Annotated in this window: 19 protein-coding genes; 7 read left to right on the forward strand and 12 right to left on the reverse strand. The window is 49.8% G+C overall.

Features of this window, described 5'->3' with window-relative positions:
• Positions 1-468: 468 nt before the first annotated feature.
• From QNJ26_06890 to QNJ26_06900, 3 genes are all read left to right on the forward strand, one after another.
• Entirely contained in the window at positions 469-2,067 is a 1,599-nt protein-coding gene (locus tag QNJ26_06890) for a protein kinase (GenBank protein MDJ0985252.1), read from the forward strand.
• A gap of 118 nt (positions 2,068-2,185) precedes the next feature.
• A complete protein-coding gene (locus QNJ26_06895) occupies positions 2,186-3,952 on the forward strand; it encodes a protein kinase (protein ID MDJ0985253.1) in 1,767 nt (588 codons plus the stop codon).
• 200 nt (positions 3,953-4,152) lie between these two features.
• Positions 4,153-5,190 carry a zinc-binding dehydrogenase gene (locus tag QNJ26_06900; protein MDJ0985254.1) on the forward strand — a complete coding sequence of 346 codons (1,038 nt, stop codon included), beginning with the start codon at positions 4,153-4,155 and terminating at the stop codon, positions 5,188-5,190.
• A 280-nt stretch (positions 5,191-5,470) separates the two neighbouring features.
• Here the strand turns inward: QNJ26_06900 and QNJ26_06905 are convergent, their stop codons facing one another.
• From QNJ26_06905 to QNJ26_06930, 6 genes are all read right to left on the reverse strand, one after another.
• Positions 5,471-6,592 carry a Coenzyme F420 hydrogenase/dehydrogenase, beta subunit C-terminal domain gene (locus QNJ26_06905; protein MDJ0985255.1) on the reverse strand — a complete coding sequence of 374 codons (1,122 nt, stop codon included), beginning with the start codon at positions 6,590-6,592 and terminating at the stop codon, positions 5,471-5,473.
• A 140-nt stretch (positions 6,593-6,732) separates the two neighbouring features.
• Complete coding sequence (locus QNJ26_06910; GenBank protein ID MDJ0985256.1) at positions 6,733-9,786, reverse strand: CoB--CoM heterodisulfide reductase iron-sulfur subunit A family protein; 3,054 nt, start codon at positions 9,784-9,786, stop codon at positions 6,733-6,735.
• Between the two features lie 2 nt (positions 9,787-9,788).
• A complete protein-coding gene (locus QNJ26_06915; GenBank protein MDJ0985257.1) occupies positions 9,789-10,664 on the reverse strand; it encodes a CoB--CoM heterodisulfide reductase iron-sulfur subunit B family protein in 876 nt (291 codons plus the stop codon).
• Between the two features lie 209 nt (positions 10,665-10,873).
• On the reverse strand, positions 10,874-12,613 hold the full coding sequence (locus QNJ26_06920) for a 4Fe-4S dicluster domain-containing protein (protein MDJ0985258.1): 1,740 nt from the start codon (positions 12,611-12,613) through the stop codon (positions 10,874-10,876).
• A 208-nt stretch (positions 12,614-12,821) separates the two neighbouring features.
• Complete coding sequence (locus QNJ26_06925) at positions 12,822-13,298, reverse strand: response regulator (GenBank protein ID MDJ0985259.1); 477 nt, start codon at positions 13,296-13,298, stop codon at positions 12,822-12,824.
• A gap of 210 nt (positions 13,299-13,508) precedes the next feature.
• Positions 13,509-14,597 (reverse strand): ATP-binding protein, encoded by a 1,089-nt coding sequence (locus QNJ26_06930; GenBank protein ID MDJ0985260.1) that lies wholly within the window; start codon positions 14,595-14,597, stop codon positions 13,509-13,511.
• Between the two features lie 300 nt (positions 14,598-14,897).
• Here QNJ26_06930 and QNJ26_06935 point away from each other — a divergent pair, with 300 nt between their 5' ends.
• Positions 14,898-15,239, forward strand: a complete 342-nt coding sequence (locus tag QNJ26_06935; GenBank protein MDJ0985261.1) for a DRTGG domain-containing protein — start codon at positions 14,898-14,900, stop codon at positions 15,237-15,239.
• 175 nt (positions 15,240-15,414) lie between these two features.
• Here the strand turns inward: QNJ26_06935 and QNJ26_06940 are convergent, their stop codons facing one another.
• The 4 genes from QNJ26_06940 to QNJ26_06955 form a co-directional block, all read right to left on the reverse strand.
• Positions 15,415-15,858: a hypothetical protein gene (locus QNJ26_06940; protein MDJ0985262.1), complete on the reverse strand. Its 444-nt coding sequence runs from the start codon at positions 15,856-15,858 to the stop codon at positions 15,415-15,417.
• Between the two features lie 154 nt (positions 15,859-16,012).
• Entirely contained in the window at positions 16,013-16,705 is a 693-nt protein-coding gene (locus tag QNJ26_06945; GenBank protein MDJ0985263.1) for a DUF1641 domain-containing protein, read from the reverse strand.
• 10 nt (positions 16,706-16,715) lie between these two features.
• Positions 16,716-17,957: an FAD/NAD(P)-binding oxidoreductase gene (locus QNJ26_06950; protein MDJ0985264.1), complete on the reverse strand. Its 1,242-nt coding sequence runs from the start codon at positions 17,955-17,957 to the stop codon at positions 16,716-16,718.
• Positions 17,958-18,106: 149 nt separating this feature from the next.
• Complete coding sequence (locus tag QNJ26_06955) at positions 18,107-18,526, reverse strand: Rrf2 family transcriptional regulator (GenBank protein MDJ0985265.1); 420 nt, start codon at positions 18,524-18,526, stop codon at positions 18,107-18,109.
• A gap of 304 nt (positions 18,527-18,830) precedes the next feature.
• Here QNJ26_06955 and QNJ26_06960 point away from each other — a divergent pair, with 304 nt between their 5' ends.
• The 3 genes from QNJ26_06960 to cysK all read left to right on the forward strand — a co-directional run bounded on the left by QNJ26_06960 (position 18,831) and on the right by cysK (position 21,530).
• Complete coding sequence (locus QNJ26_06960; protein ID MDJ0985266.1) at positions 18,831-19,121, forward strand: hypothetical protein; 291 nt, start codon at positions 18,831-18,833, stop codon at positions 19,119-19,121.
• A gap of 293 nt (positions 19,122-19,414) precedes the next feature.
• A complete protein-coding gene (locus tag QNJ26_06965; protein MDJ0985267.1) occupies positions 19,415-20,413 on the forward strand; it encodes a serine acetyltransferase in 999 nt (332 codons plus the stop codon).
• Between the two features lie 193 nt (positions 20,414-20,606).
• Entirely contained in the window at positions 20,607-21,530 is a 924-nt protein-coding gene (cysK, locus tag QNJ26_06970; GenBank protein ID MDJ0985268.1) for a cysteine synthase A, read from the forward strand.
• A gap of 198 nt (positions 21,531-21,728) precedes the next feature.
• Here the strand turns inward: cysK and lpdA are convergent, their stop codons facing one another.
• A complete protein-coding gene (gene lpdA / locus QNJ26_06975; protein ID MDJ0985269.1) occupies positions 21,729-23,138 on the reverse strand; it encodes a dihydrolipoyl dehydrogenase in 1,410 nt (469 codons plus the stop codon).
• A 2-nt stretch (positions 23,139-23,140) separates the two neighbouring features.
• A complete protein-coding gene (odhB, locus tag QNJ26_06980) occupies positions 23,141-24,463 on the reverse strand; it encodes a 2-oxoglutarate dehydrogenase complex dihydrolipoyllysine-residue succinyltransferase (GenBank protein ID MDJ0985270.1) in 1,323 nt (440 codons plus the stop codon).
• Positions 24,464-24,708 lie beyond the last annotated feature (245 nt).

The raw sequence follows: 24,708 nt of genomic DNA on the forward strand, positions 1-24,708 counted from the left end.
CCAGATTATGAACAAAATTTACAGGTGGTTTTTGCAAGGGGTGTGTAAAGCCCTTTTCGCCGGAGATATCTTTTTGCATAAACACTGAGCCCCGTTTGGGGCGACGGAATTTAAATACATAATTATTGCTTCTGCCCGCCGCTGTGGGGAGTGCAATTTGCGAAGCTCTGCATGGGAGCGGGTGTATTGTAACGCCGCATCCGAATGGAGGTCTGTAGGATGAAGCTGAGAGCGGAGCGACATAAGCAGAAGCATAAGCGGACTGCTTTTTACAATTTAGGGCAGCGATTTGACTTAAAGCTCATGCCTCGAGGGAGGTGTGGGCTTTCTTTATTTCAGCTACCATGGTTTGTTGATTCGGAAATGTTGCTGTAACAACACTAGACGAATTATTTTTGCAACCATAAAACTTCTACTGACAAGTAAATCTGATCGATGGCAGGTAAAAAAATCAATTGCTGGGAATTCATGAAATGCGGCAGAGAGCCTGGAGGAGCCAGAGCGTCTGAATTGGGCACCTGCGTCGCAGCAACGGATTCATCTTATGGAGGCATCAACGCCGGTAAAAATGCGGGGCGTATCTGCTGGGCAGTAGCCGGTACCTGTTGCGACGGAAAAATCCAGGGCACCTTTGCTGAGAAGCGCGACTCGTGTACGGAGTGCCCTTTTTATCGATTGGTTCAGGAAGAAGAAGATATTTCAACTAAAACACACAAAATTCTGAACTATTTTTCAGAAGATGAAAAAAGATTTCTGGCCTCCAAGGTGACCTGTAAAATCATTGAGGCCGGCGAACGTTTTATCACCCAAGGCGATGTTCAGCAAACGGCTTATATCATACAGCGGGGCGCCTGTTTGCTCGTGGTTGAAAAGGAAGGTCAATTGCACCCTGTGGGTCATCTGGGCAGAGGTGATATTGTCGGTATCCGCTCATTTCTGACCGGAGAGCCTCAGAGCGCCCACGTGGAGGCGGAAACGGCCATGGAACTCTGGGCCCTGGATAAGGGCCTTTTTGACAATATCTCCAAAAAAGATCCGGAGTTGCTTGAATTTCTCACGGAGCTTGTCGCCAGCCGGTTCGATTCCAAAAGACCGACGGCTGACCGGGTCATTGGAAAATATATGGCGATGGATATTATTGGCCGCGGGGCATACAGCATTGTATACAAAGGCAAAAACACGGACCTGGGTATGCCGGTGGCTATCAAGATGCTCAGACACAACCTGGCGATGGATCCTGACTTTATAACAGGTTTTCGAAACGAAGCCAAAATCATTGCAGGTCTAAAACACGACAACATTTTAAGAGTCTATGATATCGAAGAACGCTTTAACACCGTCTTTATCATCGAGGAGTTGGTTGAGGGTGAATCTTTGGCCAACATGCTATCTCGGCTGAAATGCATACCGCCAAAATTGACCATCAGTTTTCTCATTCAACTGTGTTCGGGACTACAATATGCCCATCAAAAAGGCATCATCCATCGCGATATCAACACTTCTAACATTTTTATTCAACAAAACGATCGGCTCAAATTACTCGATTTTGGACTGTCATGCCCAATCGGAACCGAAGATTTGGCCTCCTTTGGTACCATGGCCTACATGGCACCGGAACAGATCCAAAGCGAACCCATGGATCAGCGTACCGATATTTACGCCATGGGGATCACGGCTTTTGAAATGCTTGCCGGCCAAAATCCATTTCCGGAAACAGATGCCCAGAAGCTCATCGATTTGCATCTGAATTGCGGCATACCAGACCCGGCGGATGTGGTTGCGAACATCCCTAAAACGCTTCGGCAATTCATCCTTAAAGCCTGTCGGCGGAATCCCGATCACCGCTATCAGACTGTAACCGAAGCCCTGGATGACCTAAAGGGTCTGGCCATTGAACTGGGTATCACCGGCAAGCAATCAGATGCGGAAAAAATGAATATGACCAGCCTGTTTATGGTTTACAAAGAAAACCAACAACCGGCCGTCAAACAATTAATGGAAAGCCTTCGGGAACAGGCCAGGGAGCTGGGCATCGATTTAAAATCGGCAGATCTCTCGGATTTATAATTATGAAAAAAATATAACGATCTGAAGCGCAAAATTGTTGCCATCCATGGCCGCATGCGCCATAGAAGGGGTTATATAAAATAAAAAGGATAATAACCTCTTTTAAAAGGAAGATCTTATGGACCAAAACACTTCTCGAAGACGGAGTCAAAGAATCGACCTGGATCCACCGGAAGTCGGGATTCTCTTTTTGGAAGAAGCTGGCTATGTTTCCGGGACCACACTGGCTCCGCCCCCCAAAAAGCTATTTGTCGACCTGATCAATCGCAGCGACGAAGGAGTGGGTATTCGGGCTGAACAAAAAATCGAGCCGGCCACTGTCTTTTATTTGAGTGCTTTTAACAAAGCAGAAAAAACCTGGGATCTGTTTGTGGGTGAATCCAAATGGATTATACCGGATGAAGAAAAAGATCAGAGGCACAAATTGGGAGCGACCATCCAGCCGACTGAAGATACGAACGGGCTCTTTGGCGATGGTGATTCCCTTGACAAAAAAATACCGCTTGCCTCCGATTATCAATTTTTTCGCAAAACGGATTTGTTGAAATCTATCTCCCGGGATTCGGTCTGTCCCATACTTAACTGTATAACGTTTCAGCATGTGAAGGCCGGCGAGCGGTTTATGACGCAGGGCGATCCCGGTGATGACTGCTACATCATCCAAAAAGGCACCTGTGTTATCAATGTCGAAAAAAATGGTGAGCTGATCCCGGTGGCGCGGCTGCGTGAAGGGGATATCGTTGGTGAGATGGCACTGATTACCGGAGAGCGCCGCAGTGCGCATGTGGAAGCTGAAACCGACATGCAGCTATGGCGCCTGACCAAAGAACAGTTTGATGCCATATCTGAGGTTTACCCAGACTTGCGCAGCTTTTTAACGGACCTGGTGACGAAATGGTTTGAAACCCGAACCATAACCGCTGATCGAAGAATCGGCAAATACCTGATTACTGAAATTCTGGGAAGCGGCGGTTACAGTATTGTTTATCGGGGCGTGCATGAGGCGCTGCACATGCCGGTTGCCATCAAAATGATGAAACATGATATGGCCACTTCTTCGGATTTCATTAAAAAATTCAGAGAAGAGGCCCGCATCATTGCAAAGTTCAATCACGAAAATATTGTACACGTCTACGATATCGAGGAGCGCTACAAAACGCTTTTTATTATTATGGAGCATCTTGAAGGCATGTCATTGAGAACGTTGCTCAAGCGCATGCTGAAACTGCCTTACCAGCGGGTTGTTCACTACCTTTTGCAAATCTGTGCCGGCTTGCAGTACGCCCATGCGGAAAACGTGGTGCACCAGGATATCAAACCCGGCAATCTTTTTATTTTGCCAAATGATAAAATTAAAATTCTTGATTTTGGACTGGCCTCTCCGTGCGGCGCCGAAAGCAGTTTCACGGGCACACCCTTTTACATGTCCCCCGAGCAAATTGATTGTCTGCCAGTCGATGCCAGAACGGATATTTTCGCCCTGGGGCTTACGGCATATGAAATGCTGACCGGTCAACGTCCGTTTGCCGAGGAGGATGCCTGGAAAACCATGAATTTGCGTGTGGAACAAGACATACCGGATCCGGCAGCGATCTTGCCTGATTTGCCCGCAACACTCAGCAAATTTATCATGAAAGCCTGTGCGCGGGATATCAACCAAAGATACCAAAACGTGGCTGAGATTGTTGAAGAATTGCAACCGCTGGTTGAAGATCATGGTCCAGTACTTGAGACCGATTCATCGGCCAGTCGCAAAATGGCGACCATGTTTTTGCTGTACTCGGATGAGCACCAGCCGGAGCTGAACCGGATGATGGAAGAGTTTTGTGAGAAAGTCAATGAGTTGGGGGTTTCATGCCGGGCAGCGGATTTTAAAGAGATTTAGTATAGACAGGATTAGCTGTATCATTCAGGGCATACGCATTGCGTATATTTCAATTTTGCCTGCCCGCCATCGTGGAGACCAAGAGCCATCTTCCAACCAACGGAAACCAGGTGGCCTCACGTGGCGGGTGGGTTTCTAAAATCTATAGAAATTTTAATTCTATTAAAACACAGCGTAATTTAATCAAGGAAAAGGTCATCATGGCTGCTTCCATTCCTTCAGAAATGCGGGTGCTCGAGCTGGAAAATTATCATGAGGACATAACCAAAACTGTTGAGGGCTTGCGTGTTGTGCAAAAGCCGACCCCGCAGCCGGGTTCCGGGCAGGTGCTCGTCCGCATAGAAGCCGCCCCCTGCAATCCGTCTGATCTAATATTTATGCAGGGGCTTTATGGCGTCAAAAAAACCTTGCCGGCCGTGCCGGGCTGGGAAGGGGCCGGCACGGTGGTGGCCAGTGGTGGTGGAATGATGGGCAACTGGCTTAAGGGCAAACGGGTGGCCTGTGGCGGCCAGGCGGATTCGGACGGCACCTGGGCTGAATATTACATTGCAGATGCCAAAACTTGCGTGCCGTTGCGCAAGGGCATTTCTTCTGAAAAGGGCGCAACCTTAATCATTAACCCGCTGACGGCCTGGGCCATGGTTGATACGGCTAAAAAAGGCGGTCATCGAGCCATCGTCCAAACTGCGGCTGCCAGCCAGCTGGGACGAATGGTAGTGCGTCTGGCCAAAGATGCCGGAATAGCGTTGATAAATGTCGTGCGGCGCCAAGAACAGGAAGATCTGCTGAAGTCATTGGGGGCGGAAGTCGTGTTGAACTCAGAATCGGAAGATTTTGAAGCCCGGCTGCGTGAAGAATGCCTTCGCTTAAAATCGACCATGGGTTTTGATGCTGTCTGCGGGGAGATGACCGGAAAGATTTTTAGCGCCATGGCGCCGGGAGCCACCGTCTTGGTATATGGGGTGCTTTCATTTGAACCTGCCAGCGGTCTGGATGGGGGCGATTTGATATTTGGTCAAAAACGCGTGGAGGGCTTCTGGTTAACAGACTGGGTCCGCAAGGCTGGATTCGTGCGCGTTTTTCAGGCCACCGGCCAGATTCAAAAGCACATTGCCGCTGGGTCTTTTGCAACCCAGGTACGGAAAAAGCTCAAATTAGAAGATGTCCCCGCAGGCATATTGGAATACCAAAAGGAAATGACCGCAGGGAAAATACTTATTATTCCAAAGGAAATGTAGAAGTCATTTGAAAATTTTTTACCGCTGATTTGCGACTTTTGAAAAGCGCTAAGCTTGCTGCGCTAATCCGCCTGAGGCGGAGAAAACTCGGCCTGGCGTCCTCAGACAGTTCAAGATTTTGCGCTCCGCATCGCTAAGCGCTTTGTATCAAAAGCTCGCAAAATGCGCTTTAAAAAAGTTTTCAAATGGCTTTAAATTTTGAGAAATTGAAGCCTTAAAACAAGCGGTTCTGAGGATTAGATATCGAAGCACATAAAGCAATAGAATTGATGGATGCGTATCAAGTCTTCTGCTTTAAACCGGGGAATTTGCGGTCCAGCACTTTGCGGTTTTGAGCGGCTGTATCTTTTTTGCGGGCCGACCAGGTCTGGACCTTTTTTAGCGCCCGGGATGTCTTTTGGGGAAAATCCTTGGTGCGGTTTTCCTCAATAGCCGAGGGTCGGGCGTCGGCAAAAATGGCGCGGCCGACGGGTGTGCGGGTTATGACGGTGGTCCAGCCTTCCTCGGAGCCGATACCGCCAAATGATATATCAGCGTATTCGGCAGAATAATCCGGGCAGAAATAGCAGGCAAAGCGTTTCATGAACTCGAGCTCTTCGAGCATCATGGTTTTTTCTTTACCGCCTTTCAAGTGGACGATCAGCTCTTCTTTGATGTTTATTTTTTTGACATCCTTAAATTTAAATGCACCGATCTGACCGATTTTTTCCTGCTCTTTTTTGCCGAACACAAAATTACCCGAGCAAAATAAACCCAGGCAGAATTTAATCGAATCAGAGGGAATGATGCCCAAAGCCTGCATGCGCCGTACCGCTTTGATCTGGCAGGGGGTGCCCACAAAGGCCACACGCGACAGGCCTTTTTTGATCAGGGGATCAAATTCTTTGATCTGTGAATAGGTTAAATAATAATCGCTGAAATTGGTCATGCCGTGGGAGGTATCAAAGGAAAAGCCGGCGGCCTCCAGGATGTCTTTTTCGGTCTCCGCCAGAAACGGCAGGCGCTGAAACGGGCCGGCCGGTTTGGTGACGATGGCGCCGTCAATGCGGCCGCGTTTGAACAAATGTACCAGCAAAGCGGTGACCACCCCGCCGTCGGTGGCCTTTTTGCGGATTTTGGGATCCACGGCCCGGGCAATACTGGTTTCAATCACGCGCCCGATGGGCGGGATCCAGCCCGAACTTTGGCGGGTTTCTTCATCCAGCTCGTCAATCTCAGGGCAGATGCTATGGCACAGGCCGCATTCAATGCATTTGGCTTCATCCGCATAGCGGGGCTTGCCTTCGCTGTCCAATTCCAGGGCAGCGTAATTAACGGCCGTGCAAAAGGTCACGCACCCGCCGCAGCGATGGCACAGCCCAGGTTTCTGCACATCCTCAATCAAATTAGTAAAGGTTTTCATTTCAACTCCTGTTCGGTTGGCCGGTTTGCCTGTTACCCGTTGAGCCCGTTATAAAAAATTAGATTGAAATCCTTGTTTAACCGACTAACCGGAAACGGGCCAACTGGCTCAACCCGTACCCATTTCCAAATGAATAAAAGTTAGCTAAAAATCGATTCTGATGGTACACCCTCGAATAAGCACGTCTTGAGCTGCGCAAATATCTGGCCGGTGTCAAAGCCTTTCAAATGAATGGCCGCAGAGCGGCAGGAGGCCACGCACAGCCCGCAACCCTTACACAGGGTGGCTTGAATTTCAGCTTTGCCGCTTTTTTCATCAAATTTGGGCGCCGAATAGGGGCAGATATCCACGCAAACCCCGCAGCTGCTGCAAAAGTTCGGATCTACCATGGCCACCGTGCCGCTGACGGAGACTTCCAGGGCAGATAAAACCGTTACTGCCCGGGAGGCAGCGGCCTGAGCCTGGACGATGGATTCTTCTATCGGTTTGGGTGCGTGCGCGAGACCGCAGACAAATACGCCATCGGTGGCAAAATCATTGGGCCGCAGTTTGACATGTGCCTCGGCAAAAAAGCCATCGTCATTTTGCGGCACCTTAAACATTTGCGCCAGGGGGTTGGCTTTTTGCGGCACCACCGCACTGGCCAGAACCAGCAGGTCGCTTTCGATCACCATCTGTCTTCTGAGCACCCGATCGGTAAAGGTAATGTTGAGGCCATTTTCGGCGGCGCCGACCCCGATTTCCTGGTCGTTGTCATAGCGGATAAACTTAATGCCCTGTTCGCGCGCTTCGCGGTAAAGATCCTCCCTGAGACCGTAAGCACGCAGATCGCGATATAATATGAAAATATCCGTAGCAGGATTTTGGGCCTTGAGGCTCAGGGCGCTTTTAATCGATGCGGTGCAGCACACTTTGGAACAATAGGGGCGCTCGGGATTCCGTGATCCCACACATTGGACAAATACAGCCGTGCGACCGGGATCAAACCCGTTGCCGGCCTTGAGTTTGTTCTGGAGCTCCAGACCGGTAAGTACCCGCTGATCCTGGCCGTACAGATAGTCGTCGGGCTTAAACTCCTCGGCGCCCGAAGCAATCAGGGTCACACCGTGTTCGACAACGTTGTTTTCCCCGTTTATCTGGACCGTGGTTTTAAAATTGCCGATAAATCCATCCACATTGTCAATCCGGGCATTTAACAGCAACTCGATGTTTTCATCAGCGCTAACATCAGCGATCAGGCTGTCGAGAAACGGGCCGATCGCCTCGGCCTGCCAAGTTTCCGCCAGGTGGCGGGCCTGGCCGCCCAGTTGTTTGTTTTTTTCCACCACCACGGTTTTGTACCCCTGATCGGCCAATGTCTTAGCCGCCGTCAGACCGGCCATGCCGCCACCGATGACCATGGCGGTCTGGTTGATTTTCATTTTGGGCTCCGCCAGGGGCTCATGCAGCGCGACCTTGGCCACCGCCATCTGCAGCAGGTCTTTGGATTTATCGGTGGCCTTGTCCATGTCGTCTTTGTGCACCCAGGAGCACTGGTTGCGGATATTGGCCATCTCAAAAAGGTATTTGTTGAGCCCGCCGTTGATCAGGGTTTCCTGAAAAAGGGGCTCATGGGTCTTGGGTGTGCAGGCGGTCACCACCACCCGGTTGAGGCGGTGCTTTTTGATGGTCTCTGAAATCTGGGTCTGGGTATCCTGTGAGCAGCTGAACAGGTTTTGCTCGGCGTAGACCACATTCGGCAGGGTTTTGGCGTATTCGACCACGGCGGGCACATCCACAAACCCGGCGATATTGGTGCCGCAGCAGCAGACAAACACGCCGATACGCGGCGGCTCGCCTTTGATATCGATCTCTTCGGGCAGCGCTTTGGTTTTGGTCAGCGTTCCGCGAGCATCTGCCAGCCGGGCGCCGACTTTGCCGGCCGCCGCACTGGCATCGATGACCGACGACGGAATGTCTTGCGGCTCGTGAAAAGCGCCGCACACATAGATCCCCGGTCGCGAGCTTTGAACCGGATCAAATCCGCCGGCGCGGGCAAACTGATAGGAATTTAAATCAATATCCAGTTTCTGGGCCAGCGCAACCGCCTGTTCCCGGGCGCCCAAACCCACCGACAGCACGACGATATCAAATTCTTCTGCCTGACTATGGCCGGCCGCATCGACATAGCGAATCAAGTGCTTGCCGTTATCGCCCATGGGCTCGACATGCGTGATGCGCGATTTAACGAAACGCACCCCCAGATCATCTTTGGCCTTGTTGTAGTAGCGCTCGAAATCTTTGCCGAAGGTGCGAATGTCGATGTAAAAGATGGCCGTATCCAGGCCGTCGCTGCTGTGCTCTTTGGCCAGGATAGCCTCTTTGACAGCGTAGGTGCAGCAGACTGCCGAGCAGTAACCACGGGCGCCGATGTGTGTGTCGCGGGATCCAACGCATTGCAGCCAGGCAATTTTTTCAGGCTCGGTTTTATCCGAAGGTCGCAGCAGGTGCCCGCCATAGGGCCCGGAGGCCGACAGGATTCTTTCAAATTCCAGGCTGGTGACAATGTTGGGAGATGCTGAATAGCCGAAGGTGTCATAGGTGCTTGGATCAAAGGCCTCGCTGCCGGCGGCAATGACCACTGCGCCCACTTTCAGCTTGAGGTCTGTTTTTTGATCTTCAAAATTGATGGCGCCTGTTGGGCAAAATTTTTCACAGGCTTTGCATTTGCCTTTCAGAAAATAAATACAGGTATCGGCATCAATGGTGTATTTTAGCGGCACCGCCTGGGCGTACTGCACATAAACGGCCTTGCGCTTGCTCAGCCCGCCGTCATAGGCGTTGGATACTTTTTTGGGGCATTTTTCCGCGCAGGCATCACAGGCAATACATTTGTCCATGTCGACATAGCGCGGGTGTTGTGTCAATTGGACGTCAAAGTTGCCTTCTTTACCGCTGATACTGTCAACTTCAGTAAGGGTGAGCAACTCGATGTTGATGTGCCGGCCGACCTCGACCAGTTTCGGCGATATGATTCACATCGCACAGTCATTGGTGGGAAAGGTTTTGTCCAACTGCGACATCATGCCGCCGATGGAACTCGAGCCTTCCACCAGGTAGACATAATAGCCGGAATCGGCAAGATCCAGAGCGGCTTGCATGCCGGCTATCCCGCCACCCACGACCATGACTGCGCCTGTGCCTGATTGCGACATAATTACTCCGTTATTAGAAAGGATGTAATGTTGGTTAAATCAATTTCATTTCGATCAATGCCCAGGGTTTTTTCATCGATACCCATGCTTAAACCCAGCAATTGAGGGTACAGGATTGGCGCCAGGGTTTCGCCGTCGTTCGATTGCGCGGCCATACGCTTTTGCACGCCGTCAAACTGCAGCTGGGTATAGGGGCAAGCGGTGCAGATAAACTGAGCACCGGTCTCCCGGGCGCTGTCGATTTTCTTTTGCGCCATATCCATGGCCAGCTGATCATTGACGCCGGTCAGGGGCGCACCACAGCAATCCAGTTTGCGGGTCCACTCGACGCTAAAGGCGCCGGTGGCCTCAACGAGTTCATCAAAAATTTTGGGAGAGACCGGATCATCAAATGCGGTTATCGAGCTGGGTCTTAAAGCATGACAACCGTAGCTGACCGCTATTTGAAGACCGCTATAGGCTTTGGAAATTTCTTCTTTTATGCGTTTCAGTCCCACATCATGATATAGGGCCGACAACAGGTGTTTGACACTGGTTTGGTGTTGATATGCCAGATTTTCCCGGCCCAGGATACGGTTGATGTCCGCTGTCAACTCCGCATCCTGGCCTAAAAAATATTCCGCTCGTTTTAAACTGCCGTAGCAGCACTTGCACATCACCAGCATATCTAATCCGGCTTGCTCGGCAAGCGCCAGGTTTTTGGCAGCCGACAGGACATAGGCGCGATGATCGGAGTTGCGCACCGGATACCCGCAGCAATTAAAGCCGTCCATCTCAACCAGCTCGATACCCAGCCGGGCGCATACGGCTGCGGTAGCGTCAGCGTATTGCTCAACGCGGGAAGGGATGTTGCAGCCATGGAACAACGCAAACTTCATAAATTTCCTTTTGGAAATGGCCTTTTTTCGGTTTTTTTCAATAGCGGTGTTTTCCGCTTATGTTAGTTCTCACGCAAAGTCGCAAAGTTTTTTTAAATCAAACTATTTTTCTTAACTGGTCAGCGCCTTTGCATAATTAATATCAAACAGTTCCCGTTAACGAATAATCAATAACTAATAACAAATAACCAATAACCATCCCTCGAGCCCTATTGCTCAATGGATGCGACCGCGAAGTTTTTCAAGCGATACAAAATATCACACACCTCCACCTGCTGCGGGCAGTTTTCCTGGCATTTGTAGCAGGTCAAACAATCCCAGATCATACCGGCACCGGACGCCATCTCGTTTAGTCCCAAACCCAAACTGCACATGATTTGATGCGGCAGCAAGCCGAGCTCCTGCTCGGGGTCATCATAGTTGGCAACCACCGGGCAAACCGTTGTGCAGCTCTGGCAGCTGAAACAATGGACGTAAGTACGGTCTTTTATGGCCGGTTGGGCTTCCGGGTCGGCCTGCGCATTCAGCGGGATGGGCGTGTCCGGATCGGTCAGGTTAACAAAGTGGCCGGATACCACCTGCCGGGCCTTATCAACCGGCGCGCTGTAACTGTCGGCGCCAAGAGTTTGTTGAACGATCAACCCCCGGGCAAAGGAAAAAGGGCTTAACACGTAGGGCAGCGGCGGACCCTCTGCCAGCAGAGACTCGCGCACACTGTACCACAGCTCTTTTAGCCGGATACCGGAAGGACAGCGCACCGTACAGCGATCGCAGTTGGTGCACAGATAGACACCCTCCTGGATGGCGCGCATCTGGGCATCATCCAATTTTTTGCCGGCTGCCATTTTTTTGAGCAACGTCATTTTTTCCGAAGGTAGGATGTATTCGTTGCCGATGGCCTCAAAGACCATGCCCGCCGAACAGTTCAGACTGCAGCTTCCGCAGTGAGTGCAGGCATCCAGCTCCATGACCTGGCGCGTGACCACGTTGGCCGGCACTGATTTTTTCGGATCCATGACGCGGTTGGCGATCAGGCTAATGGGGGTGGCAAACAGGTGAAACATTTTGCTGAATGGCAAATAGGCCAGCCCGATAAAGCAGGCGATAATATGCACGTACCACAACAGGGTAACACCGTTGAGGTCATCCAGCCACAAAGCAATCGGTTTAATGAACTTGGCAGTGGCAAACCCGGTGAATGCATGGGATGCCGGTGCATGGCAGTCCAGGCAGCTGCTTTCGTGCACTTCAAGGCCGGCCTCCAGCAGCTCCTCGTCAAAAGGCGCCTGGATGGTGGGCGAGACCGTGCCGTATTCTTTGACCCAGAGGGTTTCCAGCGCCGCAATTTCCTCTTCGTCATCCAGACCGGCATAGTCGTCAACCATGCGCATAAATTCGCTGTGAGAGGCGATTTTAAGACCCAGCAGGGCGACTCCGGACAGCATGATCACCGCCACGATCATGATGGCATAATGATCCATTGCGCCTGTCTTAAGGCGGCGGGGCTTTACAAGGTATCGGCGAACCATGGCCAGGATCACGCCGGCCAGCACCATGGCACCGAAAAAATCCCGCAGAAAGAAAAACGGGTTTACAGTGGAATAATATTCGCTGAATAATGCTTCTGAAATCACGGATTCCAGGGCATGCATCAGCAACAGCAGCATAAAGCCGTAAAATATCAACATATGCGCCAGCCAGCGCGAAACGCTTTCTTTAAAAACGCGGCGCTGCAGCAGGACATCCAGCACGATCGCCTCGATGAGACCAAGGATTTTTGAGCTGAAAATGACGCGGACGAAACCAACCGCAGCCGCCTGCAGCCGTTGGGCCGTCGTGAAGTCGTTTCCCAAAATGCCGATTTTACGGCTAAACCAGGTAGAGATTTTGTAGATCAATCCCAGGAGAAAGATAACAAGAGAGGTATAAAAGAGATAATCAAACACCATACGGCGACATCCTTATTTGATGAAACAAAAGATGTAACCAGCCAGCAAACCGGGCCGGATAGCTGACGTCAAATCAGCCTCAAAGTGGAGCGAAACGAAGGTGGAGATTCAAAATGATGTTATACGCCGCGATTTTTAGTTGGTATCGTTAACGGTCATTTCAAAACATGCAGAACATAAACAATCGAGCCAACTGCCTTACGGGGAATCAGGACGATTTTTTTTGAGAGGCTTTCTGGGCCCAATCGGCTTCCATTTCCTTTTTCCACTTGGGGCTACGCTTGCGTTTCTGCGCATTCTGGATCACCTCGGGAATCAGCTGCAGCAGCCGCTGTTTATCGATGGGTTTTTCCATAAAGGTGTCCGGGCGGAAATATTCATAATCGGGCCACTGGCTGTAGTTAATATCCAATTCATCACCCATGGCGGAGATGCCGATAATGGGTGTATCCTTCAGATCTTCATCTGAGCGCACCTGTTTGCAAACCTCAAATCCGGAAAACAGGGTCTCCATCATGATATCGAGCAAAATGACATCGGGGCGCTCTTTTTTGATTAAGTCCATTCCCGATTGGCCATCTTCTGCAGTAAGCACCTCAAAACCATTTCGTTGCAGGAAGGTCTCCATCGTAAACAGCAAGTCCGTATTGTCGTCAATCATAACGATTTTGAGGTTGTTCCCCATGGTCAGCTCCTTTTTGGCGTCAGGTTTAAAAAGAATGAAGTCCCCAAAGCCGGATTCAACCGTCGCTATATCCTAGTTAAGCACTATGATATATAGTATCAAACGTCCAGCTTCGTCAAGTGATTACCGGATTTTTTGCATTAAAATCAATGAGAGTTTAGATATCAAATTTTTATAGCAATTTGAGGCTAAATCTATAACTTACAAATGTTATTTTATTTTAAAAATAATGCTAAATCGGGTGCCCTTACCCGACGCCGAAGTTACCTCAATTTTTCCGCCGTGACGGTTGACCACCTTTTCCACAACCGCCAGGCCGAGTCCGGTTCCAGAGCTGCCTTTGGTTGAAAAAAATTCCTCATATATGTTGCGCTGGGTGTCAGCATCCATACCAATCCCATTATCGGTGACTTCAAACATAAAATGATCGGCATCCACCAGGTCTGTTTTGACACTGACGGAATGTTTCTTTTGCTCCTTGTCGACAAAGCACGCCTCCAGTGCGTTCCAGATCAAATTGTTGAGCAACCGTCGGATGCTGGCGATGTCCAGATGGACCTCGGGGACGGCATCATTAATTTGTTGTTTTAGCTCGATATCCAAACTGGCCGCTTTTTCGCGGAACAAGGCCAGCGAATCCCGGGCCAGCTGCCCGGGCGAAATACGCTCGTATTTCAGCGGGCGATCTTTTGATGAGTACAGTATATTTTGGACCACATCGGCAATATCGAAAATATTTTTATTGACGATTTTCCATCCTTTTTGGGCCATTTCGATATTATTGTCTTTGAAGCCCTCGTCAACGACATAGGCACCGCCCTGCAGTCCTTCCAGTATATTTTTGATGCCATGGGATAAAAGGGCGATAGACTGACCCAGGGTGACCAGTTCCTTGCGGTCCTTTTTGAGCTGGGTGATATTGGTGGCCAATTCGATGACGGCGGTAACAACCCCGTTTTTATCGATGATGGGCGACGTTTGAATGAGAACCTGGGATACACCGCCGCCGCTCAAGGTCACATTTTCCTCGGCAATATGCGGTTGTCTGTCTTCGAAGGTTTTTTGTACCGGGCAGTTGGGGCATATCTCCGATACGCATTTATAGACCATGTGGCATTTTTTACCGATACCGTCGCCAAAATCCTTTTTAAATTTGCTGTTCACATACAACAGGTTTAAATCGCGGTCCTGAATGGAAACGTAGCAGGGCAGATAATCGACCAATTGATTAAGGTTCAACCCTGGGATAGCTGGGGAAGCGGTGGATTTATTTTCAGGGCTTTTCTTTTTGGGAGCCATGTGAGATCAACCGGAATAAAGGGAATACCGCCAACGGTGCCTGTCGAATTGCGCCTTCACTATAACCAAACGGGCCTGATAAATCAATTGTATTCAAGTTGCGCGGGCAAAAAGGGCTTGAATTATTTAGGATGCTCTATTAGGTATAATCAATTTAAACAAATGAACGTCATTCTTGGGTTGCCTGTTGAGCCAGTTTAACTTCCGACATGGGCAAACGAGCCATTCTCGTGTGACAGGGACCTTCGGCAGGTAAAGGGCTCAACCTAACAATACAGAAAGCGAGAGGGTGATGATGCCATGAATGTCAAAGAATTTGTGGACCAATTTAAGCTGCACGTGGCCGCCGGGCAAAATGAGCTGGATCGTAATATTCAAGGCGGGTATTGCGGTGATCTGCTAAGCGATGTAATGGCCAATGCGCCCACCGGTTGTATCTGGTTGACGGTGCAAACCCACCAGAATATTGTCAATGTGGCAGTGTTGCATGAGATGGCTGCGATTGTGCTCACCGGCGGGCAGACCCCCGACCAGGAAACCATTGATCGCGCCAATGAAGAGGGTATACCGCTTCTGATGTGGTCAAAATCGGCCTATGATCTTGCCGGTAAATCCTTTGCTGCCGGCTTGGTCAATCCCTAGGGGTAACGATTTCTCACACGTCGGCTGTTTGGGCGGCTGTAAACCCCGTGGCATGGGCCTCCAGACGAATTTGGTTAAGCCCCAAAAAAACAATACCTGCAGGCGAAAACGCTTATAAGCGCTTCGGCCGCAGGCATTTAATTGGCAAATTTTTCTGGCGCTCTGGGCGCCGCTATCAATTTCTTTTAATCCCCGGGGAATATTGCAGCGTCGCGCCGGTTTCCATCGGCATCCCTTTTTCAAGTTTGGCAAGATCGTTTTGAATGGTCTCAATTTCGTTTTCGATCTCTTCCAGGGCGCTTTGATGTTGGGCAATCTTTTTTTGCTCAATGACTTGTCGCGATTCCAGCTGTTTTAGCTGATCGCGCAGCTTACTGATTTTCTCACCTCGCAGGGTGTCACTGATGCGGTCCATCAGATGACTGTGCTTGCCTTCAGGATCCGTGATGAAATACCAGGTTTTGGTTTGATAGCTGTACCAGGCTTCTCCGGAAACGTGCTTGCCTTTTAAGCGCACACCCGCTTTCCAGACCTTAAAGCCGCCTTCCTCCTTGGGAACGCCGTGGATGCGCGCCTGCCGTCGGCGACCATCCTCGCATTGAACCATCTGTTTTTCCATAATCTTTCTCCAGCAAAATTTTACCCAAAGCCTAATGTTTTTATGCCAGAACTGTTGGAAAAAGGCAAGAGTCCCCTTTTTGCCAAATCATTTTTTTTACTTGTGCAGGGTGCCGGCCGTGAAATTTTCGGCGGCACCCTGCCAATATAAAAAATTAAGCGATCGGTTCTGCTTCCTGGGAGGCGGTGCTGCTGCCACCATTTTTCAGATCGCCCATGGCTTTGGTTAACTCCATTAATACGCCTAAGCCCTGGCGGGCTTCTTTGCTGGACAGCGCCCCCAGCATGCCAAAAGGTCCTACCGGTTTGGCATTGTCCAAATCCACTTTGCCGGGCAATGCGGCCATTTTTCCCAGAAAGGCCTGGGCCTGCGGACTGCTGAGGCTCTGGGCCAGGCCCAGAAGGGCTACCAGGCCATCACCGATCTGATCGACATCATCGGGGCTGTAAGCTGCGGCCACTTTGGCGCGTACATCCAGGGTTGATTGGATAATTCGCAGGACGCCTTTTTGCTCGAGGTCATCCAGATAATTGATCAATTGCGGCACGGATGACTTGAGCAGGGGTTCAATGGTAAGCGCAAAGTCGACGACATTTTCCATCTGTTCCAGGGCAAACTGCATGTGCTTGACACTGCGTAAAAACCGTTTGCCCAGCGCTAACAGATCTTCCAGCTGAAAGCCGGATTCCACATCTTCAAGCTCTCGGATCAACAGCCGAAATGCCTGACCGCTCAGGGGGATCAAATCTTCTCTGAGCTCATTGATGCCCCTGGCCGATGCCGATACCGGTGCCAGCTGCGCTTCAATGCGATCGAGTCGCTCAAGAATTTGTTCTTCGGTTGTCATGGCGGCCTCCTTATGCTTGGGTCATGACGTGGCGCATTTTACCGGCCATTGTCATTTGTTGTTCCAGTGGCAATTCCACACCCTTGAGCATCATGTTCCAGTAAACCCACTTGAACATCATTTTGCCCCAGTAGTTCATGTAGCTGTCGCCCAGCAGGCTAAAGGGACCGAGACCCGGAAATGGAAATTTGCCGGGCAGCGGTTCATATTCATAGTTAAAATCAATCAAAAACGCTTTTTCATGACCCGAGCAGATAAAGCAGGTGGCATGGCCGTCAAAGGTCCCGTGAGGTTCCTGGCCATCGATTTCACGCAGCAAATTTTCAACCACTGTTTCGGATTCATAGTGGGCCACCGCACCGGCCTTGGAAGCTGGTACGTTGGTGGCATCGCCGACGACGTAAACATGGTCGGCATTTTTGGCTTTGAGTGTGAAATGGTCGGTATCGACGAAGCGCAGCGGGTCCTCAAGGCCAGAGCCTTCCAGGAAATTGGCGCCAAAATTGGGCGGAATCGCTACCAGTAAATCGTAATCCACTTTTTCGCCCTTGTGCGATTCAATGGTCTTTTCATCGACATTGACCTGTGCGATATCAAAATTCGGGGTGACCTTGATATTTTTTTCAATGGCAATATCGCCCAGGATGCTTGATGCAATCGGCTTAGAAAATGCACCGGCCATGGGTGTGACCAATTCAACTTCCACATCACCGCGGGCGCCTTTGGTTTCAAAAAACCAGTCGGCCATAAAGACAAACTCGATTGGGGCCACCGGACATTTATATGGTAACTCAGCGATGTTGAGCACGACGCGTCCCTTATCGAAATATTTCAACTTTTCATATAAGGCTATGGCACCATCCAGCGTGTAAAAATCATGAATGTCTTTACGCCATCCATCCATCATGCCCTCAACTTCTTCTGGCTCGATATCGCAACCGGTGGCGATCACAAGCCAATCATAGTTGTATGTCCCCTTTTTGGCTTGTACTTCACGTTTGGTCGTATCGAGACCAACCACTTCGTCCAATACGAAATCAACGCCTTCGGGGATGAATTCCCGTTTGGGTTTTTTACAATCTTCTTCGGTATAGACACCGAATGGAATAAACAGCCAACCCGGCTGGTAGTGGTGGACTTCATCATTGTCGATGATGGTAATCTGCCACTCTTTGGTGCTGAGCTTCCTGCGCAATTGGGTGGCTACCATCGTTCCACCGGCTCCTGATCCTAAGATAACAATTTTTTTCATGGTATCCTCCTGTTTAGTAATCGGTTGGCTTAAAACAAAATAAATTGAATCCCTTATATTATTTTTGAAAATTTGGAATATGCTCTTGCCACCTCATGTATTCATCGCACGCATATCCGGGCAGGTTTTGGATCTACAGGTGCAATATGTCAATCATCCCCGGCATAATTTCCATTCATCAGATCGGATATGGTTGTCGAATCCAGTTTTTGATACAGAACCTCGGTGGCATCGCGCCAGGCCAGGCGAACCTGGCAATCATCAGACATGGGACATTTCTCTGGAAAGCTGACGCATTCGACCAGATCGGCCTGCCCCTCAAACAATCGCACCACCTGACCCAGCGAAATATTTTCCGGCTTTTCGGCCAGTAAATGCCCCCCCTTGGGGCCGCGCACGCTGGTCACTAATTTGGCCTTTTTCAATGGTCGAATGAGCTGTTCGAGGTATTTGACCGATATGTCCTGGCGCTTTGAGATTTCACCGATTTGTACTGGGCCTTGGTCCCTGTTACGGGCCAGATCAACCAGGATTCTGGTTCCGTAGCGGCTTCTTGTGGATAGTTTCATATATCTCTGCCCCTGGTTTTCAGAGTTTATCAATCTATATAAGATTAGTATGAATTAGCGACAAACGTCTCTTGTGTCAAGCAAAAAAATACATTTTTAAGGAAATATTGTGCGGGATTGTAGATTTTTTGACCCGCTGGAATGTATAAATTTTAAAACAACGTCGCAAGTTGAATGGCCGAACCTTCTTATTGACATGACCCCGATCGGGTTTATTATTAGGATATTATTATAATTTTTTGATTATTCGATACAAAATTCAGTCGGTATCTGATGATTGCAGATAATTAGAAAGGGGGCAGCTATGGATGTAAAAGACTATTGCCATTCCATGGAAATTGAGCTTAACGGCTGGAAAGCAAAAATGTACAATATGATTCGCAAAGTCGATAAGCTTCGTGGCGCCGACAAAGATAAGCTTGCAGCCCAGGTAGAGGGTTTGCATAAACACATCGAAGACATCGAGCGGATTGTCAATACACTACAAACTGAGTGCCCGGCGGATTTTGGTCCTCAGAAACAGGAAATTGACGCATCTCAGGATGAGATGAAGAAAAAATATGATGATGCTATGGCGGCTGTCCTGCAATTTTAACAGGGATCTGTTTAATACAAGGCTTGCCTTAATTTTTCACAATGATGTGATGTATAAAGCAGAGCTCATTAACCTGCTAAGGCGGATTAAGCTCTGCTTTTTCATTTTAACTGATTCAAACCGCAGAGCGCTTATGGATAGATCTCCACATGGTAATATACATTACCGGGTTTGTGGAATGACGGTTGTGCCTGGCGCTTTGTTTATTGGGCATCTGATTTGACCTAAATCAATGCCCGCTCAAGCGATCATCGTCTATACCATTTTAAGTGAGTACGTATGGAGGTAAATCAGTGGTGGAACAAAAAAAGCAAGACACGTGCAAAATAGATTTCCATGATCTGAGCTCGATCAAAGCCCGTTTGCCCGAAATTGCCGAGGACATAATCCAGAGCTGTACAGATCAAGAGTGTTACACGCACGTCGATTATGAGCCGATACCATCACAGGAAGGCGTCATTGAAATCATCAACCGCCTCAGAGAAATTCTTTTTCCGGGATATTTCAGTCAGGCTAAACTTGATCCGGCCAATTTAAAATACGCCGTCGGGCAATCTGCGACCGCCCTGTTTGATCTGCTCTCCGAACAAATTTGCCACAGTATTCGACACGATTGTTTACGATATGATCAACCTTGCAGCGAATGTGATGAGCAGGGATACCGACTGGCCCTTCAGTTCTTGGAAGCCATTCCAAAGCTTCGCAAAGCTCTGGCAGCTGATGTGCGTGCAACCTACGATGGTGACCCGGCGGCCAAAAGTTTTGATGAGGTTATTTTCAGCTATCCGGGAATATTCGCCATCACCGTATATCGGATTGCGAATCTTTTGCTGAATATGGGGGTGCCGCTACTACCGCGCATTATGACCGAATACGCCCACAGTACAACCGGTATCGATATCCACCCGGCCGCCAATATCGGTAAAAACTTTGTCATTGATCATGGTACCGGTGTGGTCATCGGTGAGACCACCAAAATAGGCAACAATGTCCGCATTTACCAAGGGGTCACACTGGGCGCGCTATCCATTCCCAAGGGCACCATTGAAGACTTCAGAGGTAAGAAACGTCACCCAACCATTGAAGATGATGTTATCATTTATTCCGGTGCGACTATTTTGGGCGGAGAAACCCTTATCGGAGCCCGTTCGGTCATCGGGGGCAATGTGTGGCTGACCGAATCGGTGCCTGCAGATACCACCGTTGTAATTGAGACCCCGCGACTGATCTATAAGTCGAAGAAGCAGAAGCTGTTGAGGGAGCAGCTCAAAGCAGCCCATCAGTCTGGTTAATGGTTATTCGTTATTGGTTATTGGTGGTTCTTAGGCGGCGTTTTCTTCGGCTGAAATTAAAAGTAATTTTCTACTATAATGATCTAAGTCGGCCACGAAAACTTCTATTCGTTTTTTTATCAGTTCTATCCAGTTTTCCAATAAAGAATAACAAATAACTAATAATGCGCAGCATTTTTACGGGAGGTTAGATATGAAATATCATTCTATTATCAGCAGCGCCATTGGTTCAACGCCGCTGGTGCGGCTGAATCGAATTAATGAAGGTCTGGATGCGGAGATTCTGGCCAAATTGGAATTTTACAATCCACTGAATACCGTTAAAGACCGTATTGCTGCTTCGATGATTGCCGCCGCTGAACTGGATGGTTCAATTACATCGAAGACTCTGATCGTTGAGCCCACCAGCGGAAATACGGGTATCGCGTTGGCCTTTATCTGTGCTGCTAAAAATTACCGTCTGTGTTTGACGATGCCCGATACCATGAGCATCGAACGACGCAAACTGCTCATCCACATGGGGGCGGAGCTGGTTCTAACCCCTGGTGCCAATGGCATGCCCGGGGCGATCGAAAAAGCGCAGGAGATATTAGAATCCGAAAAGAATTCCTTTATGCCCAATCAGTTTAACAACCCGGCCAATCCCAGAATTCACCGCGAAACCACTGCGGAAGAAATTTGGCAGGATACCGAGGGCCAGGTCGACATTCTGGTTGCCGGTGTCGGGACCGGCGGTACCATTACCGGGGTGTCGCAGGTCATCAAACCGCGCAAACCGTCTTTTAAGGCCATTGCGGTGGAGCCCACCGACTCACCGGTACTTTCCGGCGGCCAAAAAGGACCTCATAAAATTCAGGGAATCGGTGCCGGTTTTGTACCGGATGTCCTGGATCAGTCACTGCTGGATGACGTGGTGACCGTTTCCAACGACGACGCATTTGAAACATCGCGCCAAGTGGCCAAAATGGAAGGCATTGTTTGTGGTATTTCTTCCGGTGCGGCGGTGAAGGCGGCTCTTGAGGTAGCCAAGCGCCCGGAATCCAGCGGAAAAACCATCGTGGTCATTATCCCCAGCCCGGCTGAGAGGTATATCAGCACGCCCCTCTTCGAGGATTAAAAACGATTTCAAAAATGCATCTAATGCCCAAGGGCTGTGTTAAAAACCGATTCAAAATGCTCGAATACTATCGTGTATGCTCCACTTTTGAATCGGTTTTCGCCTTGCCCTTGAGCATGATCTACTATTTTTGAAATCGTTTCTAGTACCCCAAAAGAATTTTGATGGCGATTTGATAATGCACCAAGAATAGATTGATTACCTTTGAACGGCCATGGCGGCTTCCATTAAGGCCTCTGCAAAGGTCGGATGCCCGTGAACGGTGCGGGCGATATCTTCCGAGCTGCCGGCAAATTCGACGGCCAGCACACCTTCTGCAATCATATCGGCTGCCCGTGGCCCGATGATGTGTATGCCTAAAATCCGATCGGTTTTTTCATGGGCAAGAACCTTCACGAGCCCCTCTGTCTCACCCAAGCAGCGAGCGCGTGCCACACCGGTGAAGGGATATGTTCCTGAACGATAGGGAATATTGCGTTCTTTGACCTGCTCTTCGGTCAAACCCACACTGGCCACTTCCGGCCAGGTGTAGATGATAGATGGGATGGCGTCGTAATTGACATCACCCGGTCGCCCGGCGATGATCTCGGCCACCGCGATCCCCTCAGCCGAGGCTTTGTGCGCCAGCATGGGGCCGGGAATCAGGTCACCGATGGCATAAATCGACGGAATATTGGTTCGATAGGCCTGGTCCACTTTTACACATCCGGCGTCTGGATCGGTTTCAACCCCCACTTCCTCAAGGCCCAGACCGCTTGTTAAGGGTCGCCGCCCGACACTTACCAGCAATTTATCACAGGTAACCGTTTCCTTTTTTCCCTTGGTTTCCAGTTCGACTTTAATGTTTTTGGCCATTTTTTTGGCCCGGGTGACCTTTGAATTCATGTGAAATTTGAATCCCTGACGTTTAAGAACCCGCTGCAATTTGCGGCTTACCTGGCCGTCGGTGCCGCTGGCGATGTTAGGCAGCATTTCAAATACGCTCACCTTGGCGCCCAGCCGCAACCAGACCGAACCCAGCTCCAGACCGATATAACCGCCGCCGACGATGCCCAGGTGTTTGGGTACCGCATCTAATTTTAAAGCGTCGGTGGAGCTGATAATCTTACTGCCGTCAAATGGCAGATCCGGTAAAGAAATGCTTTCACTGCCGGTAGCCAGAATAATGGCTTTGGCGGATAAGGTGGTTTTTTTCTTTTTTTTTGACGAACCTGATCCCGATTCGATTGTTACCTGATCGGGCGCGGCTAGCCGCGCGGTACCCTCAATGATTTCCACCTTATGGCCCTCAAGCAGCCTTTTGACATTTTCAGTCAGATCCTGAACCACTTTTTCTTTGCGGGCCATCATCGCCGCCAGATCCAGGCCGATACGACCGGTTTTGATACCGTGATCGGCAAACTGGCTTTTAGCGAGCTGCAGATATTCGCTTGAATCCAGCAGGGCTTTGCTGGGGATACAGCCGACATTCAGACAAACACCCCCCAGGCGAGGTGCTTTTTCAATACAGGCGACTTTCAAACCCAGCTGGGCGGCGTGCACAGCAGCCACATACCCACCGGGTCCGCTGCCAATAATGATCACATCATAGGTGCTGTTTTCAGCCATAACTAAATCTCCATCATTATGCGTTCCGGGTTTTCGGTACATTCTTTGATGCGTTTGAGAAAAGTGACGGCTTCACGACCATCGATGATGCGGTGATCATAACTGAGCGCAACATACATCATGGGCCGGATAACGATCTGGTCGTCTATCGCCACGGGCCGTTTTTCGATACGGTGCATGCCCAAAATTCCGCTCTGGGGCATATTCAAAATAGGTGTACTCAACAGCGATCCGAAAACACCGCCATTGCTGATGGTAAATGTTCCGCCCTCCAAATCCGACAGTTCCAGTCGATTCTCCCTTATTTTATTGACAAAATCGATAATGGCCTGTTCCAGTTCGGCGAAGTTGAGCTGATCGGCATGGCGGATGACGGGAACCACCAGCCCCTTTTCTGAACCTATGGCAACTCCGATGTGATAATAATGATGGTAGATGATGTCTTTATTATCGATATAAGCGTTGACTTCGGGAAATTCCTTGAGCGCTTCTACACAGGCTTTGATAAAAAATGACATCATACCCAGGGAGATGCCGTATTTTTCTTTGAAGCTGTCTTTATACTGAGCACGCAGCGCCATCACCCGGGTCATATCGATATCGTTAAAGGTGGTGAGCATGGCCGTATTTTGCTTGGCAGCCAGCAAATGAGAAGCAATTCGCTGGCGAATAGGGCTCATCGGTTTGCGCGTGATCACTTCTTGGCCGGGCTGTGGTGTATCAGCTGATGGCTGCAGTTGGGTTGGGACGGGTTTTTGAATGGCTGCATCGCCTGGAGAGGTCGCTGGCGGCTGCAGCCCTTCCATAAACAGGATAACGTCTCCTTTGGTGATGCGCCCGGCGGGCCCGCTCCCTGAAATGAGGGCCGGATTAAGGTTTTTCTCGGCGATTAAGCGGCGAACAGATGGCGCCAGACCTTCCAAATCAGGTGATGGTCTAGATGGTGCAGGTGTGGATTGCGGTTCCGGTGGCAGCGGGGTCGGTGGCGAAGGTGTTTCCGGTGCCGGTGCTTGAGGTTCTGCGGCGGGTGGTGCCTCCTTTATTTGAGGTGCTTCCGGTGCCGCCGGCGCTTTTGCAGGTTTTGGCGCCACCGCGGTGTCAATCGTGCCGACCACAGCGCCGATGGCAACCGTTTCGCCTTCCTGAACTTTGATGGCCAGTGCGCCCGCAGCTTCAGAAACAACTTCTAAAGTGACCTTGTCGGTTTCGATCTCAAAAAGGGGCTCGTCTTTTTGGACCGTATCACCATCACTTTTAAACCACTGGGCCAGCAAGGCCTCTGTAACCGATTCGCCCACGCTGGGGACCTTCACCTCTATTATCATATGTGCCTCTTTTTCATTTACAACAAATTATCAGCGGTATTTAAATTAAGAACTTTTCCCTATCAGGTGTCAGGTGTCATACCAGGGGACAGAGAACAGAAAACAGAGGGCAGAAGATATTCGGTTGTCTTATCTAACAGTGTTTTTCATCTGTCGTCTGACCTCTGTAATCTGAAAATCTGAAACCTGAATCCGCTTGCGGCGGAACACCTGAAACCTGTTTGAGACCGGCTGCAGGCCGGCTC

Source organism: Desulfobacterales bacterium (assembly GCA_030066985.1).
Taxonomy (GTDB): domain Bacteria; phylum Desulfobacterota; class Desulfobacteria; order Desulfobacterales; family JAHEIW01; genus JAHEIW01.